Source organism: Flavobacterium aquicola (assembly GCF_003385115.1).
Taxonomy (GTDB): domain Bacteria; phylum Bacteroidota; class Bacteroidia; order Flavobacteriales; family Flavobacteriaceae; genus Flavobacterium; species Flavobacterium aquicola.
Window position 1 is genome coordinate 72,783 of sequence record NZ_QUNI01000009.1, and the last position, 13,655, is coordinate 86,437.

7 protein-coding genes are annotated in these 13,655 nt (G+C 37.1%); all 7 read right to left on the reverse strand.

The window, feature by feature from the left end:
• Position 1: 1 nt before the first annotated feature.
• Entirely contained in the window at positions 2–1,579 is a 1,578-nt protein-coding gene (locus C8P67_RS15195) for a GH39 family glycosyl hydrolase (RefSeq protein WP_115814021.1), read from the reverse strand.
• A 7-nt stretch (positions 1,580–1,586) separates the two neighbouring features.
• Positions 1,587–3,749, reverse strand: a complete 2,163-nt coding sequence (locus tag C8P67_RS15200) for a glycoside hydrolase family 3 C-terminal domain-containing protein (protein WP_115814022.1) — start codon at positions 3,747–3,749, stop codon at positions 1,587–1,589.
• Between the two features lie 218 nt (positions 3,750–3,967).
• Positions 3,968–5,974, reverse strand: a complete 2,007-nt coding sequence (locus C8P67_RS15205; protein ID WP_115814023.1) for a glycoside hydrolase family 97 protein — start codon at positions 5,972–5,974, stop codon at positions 3,968–3,970.
• 90 nt (positions 5,975–6,064) lie between these two features.
• Entirely contained in the window at positions 6,065–8,464 is a 2,400-nt protein-coding gene (locus tag C8P67_RS15210) for a glycoside hydrolase family 31 protein (protein ID WP_115814024.1), read from the reverse strand.
• Positions 8,465–8,494: 30 nt separating this feature from the next.
• On the reverse strand, positions 8,495–10,981 hold the full coding sequence (locus C8P67_RS15215; RefSeq protein WP_211319919.1) for a glycoside hydrolase family 2 TIM barrel-domain containing protein: 2,487 nt from the start codon (positions 10,979–10,981) through the stop codon (positions 8,495–8,497).
• A gap of 203 nt (positions 10,982–11,184) precedes the next feature.
• Positions 11,185–12,051, reverse strand: coding sequence for a hypothetical protein (locus C8P67_RS15220; RefSeq protein WP_211319920.1), 867 nt, complete (start codon positions 12,049–12,051; stop codon positions 11,185–11,187).
• Between the two features lie 22 nt (positions 12,052–12,073).
• A complete protein-coding gene (locus C8P67_RS15225; protein ID WP_115814026.1) occupies positions 12,074–13,651 on the reverse strand; it encodes a RagB/SusD family nutrient uptake outer membrane protein in 1,578 nt (525 codons plus the stop codon).
• Positions 13,652–13,655: the final 4 nt, after the last annotated feature.

The following is a 13,655-nucleotide window of genomic DNA, read 5'->3' on the forward strand; positions in this document are numbered from 1 at the left end:
ACTATTGTTTTACAAAATTGAACATAACAACATCGTTCTCATTTATCTTGTAACTTCTGCTAAATTTTCCTGTAGCGTCAATGCTAACTTTTTCGATTGCTATTGGCTCGCCGTTGTTGTTTTTCTTTATTGATTTTACTTGTTCAAGAGACAGCTGGCTTGGTTTTCCCATTGCAAAATAATCAGTGTAAGCGTCATTAACTTTGTAACCTACTTTATAGATTTCCAGATTGTATTTTCCTTTCTGCAAACCTTCTACTTCAATTTTAACTTCACCTTTTGATTTTGATGGTAAATCTTTAATATAATACTGCTGATTGTTGATGGCATCTGGTAAAGTATAAGTAAAATCCCAAAATAAAAGCTGTACATCACCTTTAGTATTTTTGGCTGCCCACGAAGAAGTATCGCTGTTTTTCAGTTCAGTTTCTCCTAATTTATTCATTAGCGAATAAGAGAAATAGGCAGGTTTTTTTATTCCTTGCGTATTCATTAATCCAAATCCCCCGTGAAAAGGAGTAAATCTAGGTCCCGGCTCTTCGAAAATATCAGTAAAAACCCAATAAGACATTGAGTTTGGAGCATTCCCTACCTGTTTTAATTTTTGAAGAATATAAGCTGCCGAATGGTAACTGTCATGAATAGGATCTGCCGGAGTATAAGAGGAACTCCATTCAGTATAATGTAATTCAAGATTTGGTTTCGCCGAAGCTGCTATTTGTTTTCTAGAATTAATAACGTCTCCACTAATACTGGATTCATCTTTACTTAATACTGTACCCGTAGAACCATATTCATCTAAAAACCCTTGATTAACACCATAAGTGTGTGTCGAAACGAAATCCATCGGCACGTTATTTTTAGCACAAAAATCAATTGTTTCCGGAACCCAGCCAGCACCAGCAGTTGCAGGCCCTCCAACTTTGTAAGCTGGATTTACGCTTTTCACCGCTTTTGCCGCATATTCATATAATTTGAAATATTCTGCCTGTGTGCCTGTCCAAAAACCAGGCGAAAGATTAGGCTCGTTCCAAACTTCAAAATACCAGCTTTTTACTTCTTCAGCTCCGTAACGTTCTGTAAAATGCTGCGTCAGGTTTTTAATTAAATCACCCCATTTATTATAATCTTTTGGCGGAGTAACATTCCCTTTCCACCAAAAAATAGTTTCCTTTCCGCTTGCCAAAGCATTAGGCATAAACCCTAATTCTACAAATGGCTTCATCTTGATACTTACAAGAAAATCAAATAAAGCATCAACATACTGGTAGTTATATTCTGGATTTCCTTTACTGTCCTCACGATACACCGCCATATCATCTGTCAATAAACCATGCATACGGATGTATTTGAAATCACATTCTTTCTTAGCCAAAGCCAACTGCTGCTGCCAATCGGCACGTAAACCTTCATTGGCACGACCGGCACCAATACATTCTTTGAACATCGTGTTCATTTTTCCGGAAGTCTTTGCTAAATCTACTTTTATGATTCTGCTATCGGAATTACTGTTTTGTGCAAAAACTGCTGTATTACAAAGACAGCATAAAACCATCAGATGTATTAAAAATTTTCTCATATAACTACTACTTTACTTGTATTTTTTTTGTTAAATAAACTGCATCAGAAGCGCCTCCTAACTGCAATTCTATTGTGTTATTTTCCAGCTCAAATTGCTGTTTGGCTACATTCCAATATTGTAAATCTTTGGCTCTGACAGTTATCAGAACATTTTTAGTTTCTCCCGCCTTAAAAAACACTCTTTGAAAAGCCTTCAGTTCTTTTTCAGGACGTTCTACTTTTGAATCCAAATGTTTAACATACAATTGAACTACTTCGTCACCATCTCTATTTCCAGTATTTGTAATCGAAACTGTTACTTTTAATTCACCATTACTGCTAATGGTTTCCGAATTGGTTTTAACCGAATTATACTTAAAAGCCGCATAACTCAATCCGTGGCCAAAAGCATACAGCGGTTTTCCTTTAAAATACTGATACGTTCTTCCGTTGCGGATATTGTAATCCAATAACTCAGGGAGATCCGTAATATCTTTTACCCAAGTCTGGGTTAAGCGTCCAGCTGGGTTGTAATCTCCAAACAAAACATCTGCAAGAGCGGTTCCCAATTCCTGACTGTTTTGTGTCATATGAACAATCGCCGGAATGTGTTCTTGTGTCCAATTAATCGCATACGGAAAACTGCTGATTAAGGCAACAACCGTTTTAGGATTGGCCTGATAAGCAATTTTGATTAAATCTTCCTGCTCCAATGTCAATGACTGACGATCAACTGCTTCTTTTCCTTCACTCGGAACTGGACAATCGTTCCATCCTGCATTACAAACCGGGTGGTTTCCAACTATCACAATTACTACATCTGCTTTTTTAGCAATTTCAGCCGCTTTGCCATCGGCATTATTTTTGGCGTATAAAATCTCTACGTTTGCGCCTAATTTATTTTTTATTCCCTGTAAAGGAGTTATTGTATAAGGCGGTGTTCCGCTGTACCAATCCAATAGCAACTGATCGGCACGAATTCCAATTATGGCAAGGGTTTTTATTTTTTCTTTTTGCAAAGGCAAAAATTTGGAATCATTTTTAAGCAGTACTATTGATTTTTGAGTTGCCTCTAAAGCTATTTTTTTATGCGCCTCTGATTTCCAAGGATCAATCGTATCTTTTCCTGTTCCAATTTTTGCATATGGATTTTTATCAGAAGCATCGAGCATTCCTAATTTTATCATCACGCGAAAATTGCCTCGGATTTCTTTGTCTATATCTTTTTCAGTTAAATATCCTTTAGTAACTGCACCGTTAACAGCTTCTTTATAATCATCCAGAAACTGATTGATTCCTGCTTTTACAGTTGCTGCTGCACCCAAATATTGATCTGGATAATATTTATGATCCGAAAGCAAGAGCTTGAAAGCTCCTCCATCAGTACAAATAATTCCGTTTTGTCCCCATTCTTTTTGAGTAATTTCTTTCAGCATAGGATGTACAGTGGCTGGAATTCCGTTTACTTTGTTATAAGCTGCCATGTAAGCACGCGATCCGCCATCCTCAACTCCCATTCTAAAAGGAACTGAATAATATTCTCTCCACAGCCGTTCATCAAAATCAGATGAAGTATAGGTTCTTCCGTCTTCATTGCTGTTGGCCAAAAAATGTTTCATCAGCGAAGCCGACTGCCAGTATTTTGGACTATTCCCCTGCAGTCCTTTTACAAACGCAACGGTCATTGTTCCGTTAAAAAAAGCGTCTTCACCATAACTCTCTTCAGTTCGTCCCCAGCGCGGATCTCTGGCAATATCTGCATTTGGCGCTCGGATTACCAAGCCTCCACGATTGTATTTTTGAAGTGCATAACGAGCTTCGTATCCTTCAATCTGTGCGACTTTCTGAATCAAATCCGTGTCCCAGGTTTCGCCCAGACCATAAGCCTGCGGGAAAGTGGTTGTTGTAATTGGCTCTTTGTCTTTTCCGCCCCATTTGGCTGGCCCCCCAAGAGCCAAGCCATGTAATCCTTCGACATGACCAGTACCCACAACTCCCAATCTGGGAACGGAAGGATTAGTGCTTAATACTGCTATTTTTTCCTCCAGAGTCATTAATGACAGTAGATTATCAATACGTTTTTCGGCATCCAAATTAGGATTCTGAAAAGGATATATCTGCTTATTCTGCTGCGCCAAAATTGGCATAACAGTTACTAAAAGCAGCAGATATAGGATGTATTTTTTCATTTAATTCTTTGGTCAAAAAAAACTTGATAACAAACGAATAGCTTGTTTGCGTGAGGGATAGAAGCAGGCTACCGAAGTAGCGCGGATAGCCCGACAGCATTCTGGTAAAAGGGCGAATACCCGCAAAGAGAATTAGCCCTTTTATCGGAATGGTGGCACGCCCAAATTATTTTATAAACCCTCTCATCATGCTAAGAAAACGAGAGGGTATTTTAAATTTATAGTTTTTTGAATCGGATAGCTGTTCCTCCAGCTCCGCCTAAATGCAAGTCTAGAGAATCTGAAGCTTTTACTGTTTGTTTAGTAATTGCAACCGCAGATGGATTATGTGTTTCATCTGTTCCTTTGGCATCAGCATAGATCTGAGCTTCGTAAGTTGCTTTTGGATCTAAGAAGGATAATGAAATTTTTAAATCTCTTGCTTTTTCATTAGTCATACTTCCCAAATACCAGTCTTCACTGTTTTGATCTTTACGAACAGTTGTAAGGTATTCTCCAATTTCGGCATTCAATACTTTTGTGTCTGACCAATCAGCCGGAACATCTTTCAGGAATTGATAAGCTGGCACAGCATAGTTTTCCGGAAGGTCAGCCAGCATTTGAATTGGCGAATAAAACGTTACATACATCGCTAATTGCTGTGCAGTTGTTCCGTGTATTCTTTTCCCAGGATATCCTTGTTTGATTTCTACATCCAAAACTCCAGGAGTATATTCCATTGGTCCCGAAAGCATTCTTGTAAAAGGCAGAATAACTACGTGATTTGGAGGATTTCCTTCGCTCCATGCATTGTATTCCTGACCACGTGCTGCTTCTCTCGCTAACATATTTGGATACGTTCTGCGCTCTCCAGTGTCTTTTATTGGTTCATGATAGAAAACGGCTAACTCATATTCGGCTGCTTTTTGCAAAACATATCTAAAATAATTCACTCCGAATTGTCCGTGGTGCCATTCTTTCATATTCAATTTTGAACCTACGTGACCAATTTTTACGGTGTGGATTCCTAATTTTTTATACAATGCAAAACCAGCATCAATTTGTTTCATGTAGTTAATCAGGTTTGAACCAGTTTCATGATAACCAATAAGTTCTACACCTTTTTCTTTTCCATATTCAACCACTTTTTCTATGTCAAAATTATCAGCACATTGCGTGAAACTGAACATGTGCATGTGGTTTTCGTACCATTGCTGTGTCCAGCCTTTGTTCCAGCCTTCGATCAATAAATGATGTAAGCCTTCTTTTGCGGTAAAATCAATATATTCCTTGGCATGTGCCGTAGTTGCTCCTTGTTTTTCACCTTCCCAGAAAGTATATTTTCCGATGTGCATTGCCCACCAGATCCCGAAGTATTTATATGGTTTTACATAGGACGGATTGCCCATTTTGTTAGGCTCATTTAAATTTAGAATCAAATAAGATTCTATCAAGTCTCCTGATTTTTCACCAATCTGCAGTGTTCTCCATGAAGAAGTAAAGGTGTCTTTTACTCTTACTTTTACACCATCAGCCCAAGGCACTAAATCTGTTTTTAATTGTGTCCCAGTATTGTTTACCAATGTTGTACTGGCATAATCAATTAGATTGGCTTCATGAAAACTTAGTTTCAATCCGCTTTTGCTTTCAATTGTTAAAGGTGTATGAACAGTGTCAATGGCGTTTATAGTCGAATTTTGATATAAATATTCATAACGGTTTTCTTTGTAAGCAGGAATCCACCATGCTTTGCCTTCTTCTTTCAGATTGAAAGTTGTTTTTTCATCCATAATGAAAATACTGTCTTTCGTTCCTTGATTTGGATACACATATCTAAATGCAACTCCGTCATCATAAGCACGGAACTGGATTTCCAATTTGCGTTTTTCGGCATTTCTTTGCTGTAACAAAACCACCATTTGATTGTAGTGATTTCTGATTTTTTTCTTTTCTCCCCAAACCTGTTCCCAAGTTTCATCAAAAGAAGTATTTTTTACATCAACCACCTCAAAATTAGTGCTGAAGTCATCATTGTTTTTTAGTGTAAAACCCATATCTGATGGCGTAATCACTTGAGTTTTCCCGTGAGAAACAGCATATTTTGGAGCTGATTTATCAAGGTTAAACTTAATTTTGTTTATTCCTCCTGGAGAAGCCAGTTCATAAGATTTGCTTTTTTGAGCATGAGCAGTTCCAACAACGGTAATCGCTGCTAATAATGCGGGAAGTATGATTTTTTTTAACATGGTATTATTATTTTTAATTGTAATTTTTTTTAAATCGGGGGAAAACCCTAACTAACCCCCGATTTTCAATCTAAACAAAACTCAATCTAATTATTTTACCCACTCCGTTTTGAAAGTGGTTTTTCCGTTTAACGGATTTGATGCTGTTTCAAAATTGTTACCTTTTTTGACAACTTTAATAGTCTGTACAGCATCGCCTTCTGGTAAGAAAACTTTAGCTTCAGCTGTTGTTGCAGCATCAGAAGCATACACTTTTAATGTCAATTTGCTCCAATCCATATCTTTGGTAGACTGAGCCAATCCAATATGAGGAAGTGCAGTTCCGTCTTTTACTAAAACTACGATTGGCACTTCGCCTGCCTGAATTTTATGCCATCCGCCTTGGTATACTTTTTTAGTCTGGTAATCAATCCAAGTTCCTGCTGGAAGATAAACGTCTCTCTCAGTAACTTCTTCAAAAAGTGGCGCTACTAAAATACTTGAACCAAATAAATACTCATTATCTACTAACCAAGCTCCTGGATCATTTGGATATTCCAAGAACAAAGCACGCATCATCGGCAGTCCTTTTTGAGAACTTTCTTTAGCCTGAGCGTAGATATACGGCATTAATTCGTAACGCATATTATCTGCTTTTCTAAATCCTTCCAAGAAGTCTTTGCTGTATAACCAAGGTTCGCGCGGAGGCTCACCGTGGCTTCTTACGTGTGAAGTAAACATTCCGAACGGAGCCCATCTTCTGTATAAATTCTCTGGAGATTTTGTTGCAAATCCTCCCACATCATGACTCCAGAAACTGAAACCGCTTAATCCTAATGAAAGTCCGCCTCTTAATTCGGCTGACATTGCTCCATTTGAAGTTTCGGCATCACCACCCCAATGCAATGGGTAACGCTGGCTTCCTGCCCATGTGCTTCTTGCCCAAATTAAAGTATAACCTTTTTCTTTTTGAGTAAGTTCGGCAACTGCTTTGTTGTAACGCAATGGGTATAAATTATGCTCGTAAAAACCTGTACGCCCAGAATGATAGATTCCTTCTGGTGGTGCAGCTTCTCCAAAATCTACTTTGAAAACAGAAACTCCCTGATCAAATAATTTTTTCAGTTTTCCTTGGTACCAGCTAACTGTTTCAGGGTTTGAAAAATCCAGCACAGCATCTTCATAAGGAAGATTTCCTTTGCGGTCTCTTACTGCCAGGTTTTTGTCCATGATTTCATTGAACAAGGTGTTTTTTGGAGTAAAATATGGTAACTGCCAAAGACAAACATGGTATCCGTCGTCTTTCAAATCAGACATCATTTTTTGTGCATCAGGGAAACGGGATTTTGCAAACTCGTAGTTATTTCTCCAGTCTACATCAAACCAGCCTGTATCAAAGTGAATTACGTCAGTTGGGATTTTGTATTTACGTAAATCTCTGGCAACATCACGGCCTTCTTTTTCAGAGAAATAAGTAATACGGCTCATCCAGAAACCAAATGACCAAAGCGGAGGCATTGCTGCTTTTCCTGTTAAATTAGTGTACTCATCAAGAATTTCTTTTGGTTCACCAATGAAGAAAAACAAATCGGCTTCGTCGTCACCAATGTACATTTCATTGGCACTACCAAAATATCTTCCAAAGTCAACTGTAATAGGTGTTGAATGATGCATGAAAACTCCATAACCACGGCTGCTCATATAAAACGGAACTGGTTTGTACATCGTTTCGTTCTGAATACCATTTGCATCATCTGTCCATAAAACTACTTTTTGACCACGTTTGTTGAATTGAGTGAAAGACTCACCACAACCAAATATTTTTTCGTCCGGCTCTAAGCTGAAAGCAGCTCCCATACTTCTAGAATAATCGCTGTTTCTGCGTACATATGAAAACGGAAGTGATGGTGTATAACCGTTTGCGAAATCAGAATTATGAAGTGTACTTGTTAGCAGTTTCCCTTTTTCGTCATAAATTTTTACGTGCCATGGTTTTGACAAAATTTCAACAGAACCATGTTTACTCGTGTATTTATATCCTCCTTCAATTTTGGAAGATTTCCATAATTCAGGGTGATTCGGAGCAACTCCGTTAATCAGCATCAATGATTCTTTTTGTGGACGAAATTGTGGTCCTGAAGTGGTTTTGATACGGATAGAACGATCCGACACAAACTGAATTTCAAAAGGTAATTCAGGAGAAACTTCGTATTCTGTCGTTGGAAATTCATTAGCAGGAACAACACCCGGCTTCATCATCATATTGTTGAAAGCCTGACGTGTCTGGTAATTGTAACGCAGGTATTTTATAGTTCCTTTTCCTGTTGCAGGATCGAAACTTGCCAACTCATCAGCAAAATAAAAGGTGTTCAAATAATTCTCAAAATCTTTGCTGACATCTATTGGAGCGTTTAACACATCCGCATTCTGGATTTGTGCCGAAGCTTTTGGTGAAAGCAGCAAACCAAAGCCCATAAAAAGCGATAAGGAAGCTAACTGTATTTTCTTCATTGTGTTTATTTTTGGTTATTAGTTAAATATTTATTTTGCTGTAATTATAATTGTTTTCTGTTTTAATCCGTTTGCTTGGGCTGTTAATTCAATTTTACCGCTTTTAGCAGCAGACTGAACAACGACTAAACATTTTCCGTTAAGGGCAGTGTGTTTTGAACCTTTGTACGATTCGTGACTTACCGGATCACCGCTGCATACTCCCACAATTTTTCCGTTTCCTTTTAATGAAAACTGAATTTCGTTATTTGCTTTTGGCGAAAGCACGCCATTGGCATCAGTAATATCGACCGTTATAAAAGACAAATCATATCCATCCGCTTTTATTGTGCTTCTGTCGGCTGTTAATTTTAATTGAGAAGAATTTCCAGCAGTTTTTATTTCAGATTCTAAAACTGTTTTTCCGTTTTTGCGCGAAACTGCTTTTAAAGTTCCTGCCTGAAAAGGAATTCTCCACATTACATGCAGATCATCTCCTTTTTTGCTTCGGGTTCCAACTGATTTTCCGTTTAAGAATAATTCAACCTCATCAGCATTATTATAATATGCCCAAACATCTACATTTTGACCTTCTGTCCAATTCCAATGCGGGAAAATATGAAGGACGGTTTTGTTCGTCCATTCGCTTTGGTACATATAATAAACATCTTTTGGGAAACCTGCCAAATCTACAATTCCGAAATACGAACTGATTGACGGCCACTCATAAGGCGTTGGCTCTCCTATATAATCGAAACCAGTCCAAATGTACATTCCGGAAAGAAAATCGTGTTTTTTAATCACTTTCCAAGTCGCTTCATGTGTTGAACCCCAAGGAGTCTGAACCTGATCATAAGCTGATACGGTATTGTCTGGATTTCCTTCGGTAAATTTTTTATCCCAGCGTACCGGCCATTTCTTATTGACATCTGAAACGGCATCATAATAGCCGCGAGTTTCTAGAGCCGAAGTAGTTTCAGCACCTATAAAAGGAACATTTGGAAAATTTTTTTGATGATGTTCAAATGTCTGATGGGCGTAATTGTAACCGATAATATCCAAAGCTCCCGAAGCTGCTATTTTATTGAAATAGGTATCGTTTTTTTCAAACTGCAGTGTTACCTCATCAATTTTCATATTAACGGCAGGATTCATTGCTGCTGTTACTAATCTTGTGGTGTCCAGTTTTTTTACAATTGCTGACAATTCTTTGGCAATAACCGGCCCTTCATCACTCCATTGTTCTGGAATTTCGTTTCCGATACTCCACATAAAGATGCTTGGATGATTTCGGTCACGAAGAATCTGATCCTGTAAATCTCTAACATGCCATTTATCCCAGTCTACACTGTAATCGAATTTATTTTTTGCTTTTTTCCACATGTCAAAAGCTTCATCCATAACGATGAAACCCATTTTGTCACATAGGTCTAAAAGCTCTGGTGCAGGAGGATTGTGCGAAGTTCTGATTCCGTTCACTCCCATTTCTTTCAGAATTTCCAACTGGCGCTCAATTGCTCTAGTGTTGATTGCCGAACCCAATGGTCCTAAATCATGATGCATACAGACACCTTTGATTTTGACTTGTTTTCCGTTTAAAAGAAAGCCTTTGTTTAGATCAAATTTGAAATATCTGATTCCGAAGCTGGTCTTATATTCGTCAACAATTTTGTTATCAATGCTGATTGTGGTAACCGCAGTGTACAGTTCCGGTTTTTCGTCAGACCATAAAATCGGGCTGTTAACAATTAAGTCTTGATTGAGAACCTGATTTGCATTTGCTGCAATTGTTATATTTTGGGTAACCGAAGTTACTTTAGTATCATTTTTGAAAATAGCCGTAGTGACTATCGCATTTTTGGAAACTGAATTTTGATTTTTAACTGCAGTTTCAATTTTTACCGAAGCTTTATCGGCAGTAACTTTTGGGGTTGTAATGTATGTTCCCCACTGGTCAACATGTAATTTATCGGTTGTTTCTAACCATACGTTTCTAAATATTCCTGAACCGGAATACCAGCGTGAATTAGGCTGTTTTGAATTGTCAACTTTAACGATAATTTCATTGGTTTTATCTCCGTAATTTAAATAAGGAGAAAGGTCGTATTGAAAACCAATATAACCATTTGGTCGTTTCCCAAGATAATGTCCGTTAATCCAGACTTGGCTGTTTTTATACACTCCGTCAAAAACGATCGCCGTGATTTTTTCTTTGTTTTCTAAAGCAACTTTAAACGTTTTTTTATACCATCCCAATCCTCCGTTAAGAGCGCCTCCGCCATATCCGGCAGCGCTTTTTTCATCAAATTTACCTTCGATACTCCAATCGTGCGGCAAGTTTAATGTTCTCCAAGCTGTAGAGCTGTTAATAGTATCTTTATCTTTTATACTGTCGTTCAAATGAAAACTCCAACCTAAATTGAATGCCGTTTTTCTGGAATTGCAAATAGTTTCTTTTTCTTTCCCAGTATACGACATTACTAGGACTGTAATTCCCAATAGTGACAACACTTGTATAAAATTGCGTATATTTTTCATTCAATAAAAATTATAATGTCTTAAATATAATTAAAGTGTAAACAACTACCTACCAATAAATTAAATTATTTTTTAATCTTTATTTAATTTTTAAATACCTGTTTTTTTGAATATGCAATCAAGAGCTGTAGTATTTGACTACTAGCTCTTGATAATGCATAATTCTTACATGGTATCTATTCAAAACTAGATTAGTATTGAATTTATTTCACCACATAATGATAAATCATATAATCTTTATCTGCTCTGATGGCAATGATAGCCAAAGTGGTTTCAGTAAGTTCTACAATTTGTACATTTGTAAAGCTAAATGAAGTACTAAAATAACTTGCTTCATTTGGATGTAACATTTCTGTTCCTCCATTAAAACCGATTCTGTCATTTTTTGAACCCTCTGTCAAGCTAAGATTGAATGTTCCTGTTTTAGTTTGTTGTACAGTACTTCCGATTGTTGGATCTGTTTGTTTTACTGAAACATTATAACCTCCATCAAGATCAAAAGTAACTTCGCCCCAATCTTTGTTTTCTAGACCTGCCCAAGAAATATCAGAAAGAATTGGCCACCAACCATGACCATTTGTTTCAATATTTTCATATGATGCTGGTTTCCCAATAAATTCCAAAGGTGCAGTCATATACAGAACCCATGTTTTACCATTAACTCCGTTGGTTAGTAAATTCCATCTTGGATCGTTAAATAAACTTGTATCATTTTTTTCAACTGTTATTACTTTAGTAGAAGTTACTGAACCACCTTGTCCAAAAACCGTAAGACTAACATTATATGTGCCAGCAAATGGCAACGAAATAGTAGTCTCACTCAAATTAGAATGCCCTATCTCATTGCCTTTGCTATCAGTATAGCTCCAATAAGGAATAATATCCGGCGTTAAGTTTTTTAACTTTATAACATTCCCTCCAGGATTAGTTACAAAATCCTGAGTAACATCAAAAGATATATCCGATTTATCGATCGTATCGTCTAAAGAATAAGTATCAGGCGAACAAGATGATACCAGTAGTACCATCGACATCAAAAATGATGCAATTAATAATTTAGTCTTTTTCATTTTTTTTAAATTTTAGTTAAAATTACCAACCAGCATTTTGTTTTAAAACTCCTCCAGACAAAGTAATTTGTGTATTAGGGATTTGCTGCAATCCTTGAGTAGCTTGTATTTTAGCTGCCGAAATTGTTTTTGTACCAGCAACACCGCCACTTAGCAAAGTTGTAGTTTCTGCAATAGTTGAAGATGCTACACCAATACCTTGACGCAATAAATCATAATATCTAATTCCTTCAAGGGCAAATTCTAAATGTCTTTCTTTCAGTATATTAGTTTGATTTACTGGAAGAGTTACAAAACTAGCTTTATAGGCTCTTTGTCTAACCTGATCAAAATAAGATTGAGCATTACCACTTCCTAATTCAGCAGCCATTAATAAAACATCAGCATATCTCATTACAGTATAATCCTGGAATTGACTAATATCCCAAAACGCACTCCCCATCGCAATTGGAAGCTCTACTCCAGCTTCATTAATCATCGGTGAATATTTTTTGTTATAATATCCTGTATATTCACGCTGGCTATTAATCTTATCAAATGGAATACTTTCTTCCTCAATTCCAATTACAGTTGCAGCTCTTCTTGTATCATTGGCATTGTAAGCGTCCCATAATTTCGAGTTAACTGTCACTCCCCATCCATGAGCATACGGGAAAGAAGAAAACTCTCTCATTCCAAACATAACCATCCATGCATTACCATCAGTATTTCCGTTATAATCACTAGTGTATGTATATTTTATAGAAAATACATTTTCTTTATTACTTTCTCCTGCATATTTATTACCAGAAGCTGCTGGCCATAATGTTGAGAAATCATCCACCAAACCATGTCCGCTAGAAGTGATAACATCTTCTAAGTGTCCTAAGGCTTGAGGTTTAGTTACAACACCTGCTAAGTCAGTTTTCCCATAATAACCTGTGTAATATAAAAATACTCGGCCTAATAAAGATTTTGCTGCCCATTTTGTAGCATGTCCATTAACTGTAGCGCTATATGCTACGGCAGGCAGATTGTTTGAAGCAAAAACTAAATCTTCAGCAATAACTTTATAAACCGCCTCTGGATCCGATTGCGGGATATTTTCAGAAGAAGGAACTGTCAATAAAGGAATATTACCCCATATGCGTACCATTTCAAAATAAATATAGGCTCTAATAAATTTAGTTTCGGACTCATACGTATTTCTTAAAGCTGTATCTCCTTTCCAATCAATTTGATCCATTTTCATCAAGAAAACATTACAACGATAAATCGCTTTATAATATGCAATCCAGTTATTATTCAGCAAATCTACATCTGAAGGAGAGCGTGCAGGGTCAAATTCATCTATAAGTGCATAATTGTATCCATCTGAAGCTCCAGTTCCCCCGAAACAATCATCAGACATCACTTCACTCATCACTGGAACACCAACACCACCGCTAGTTCCCGTCGCAACCTGCAATCCATCATAACACCCTACTAATGCAGAATTAGCATCAGCCGTAGTTTTGTAAAAATTCGTATCTGTTTGGTCAACAATAGGTTCTGTTTCTAAACTACAAGAACTTAGACACAATAAACTCAAACAGAAAATATATAGATATGTATTTTTCATTATT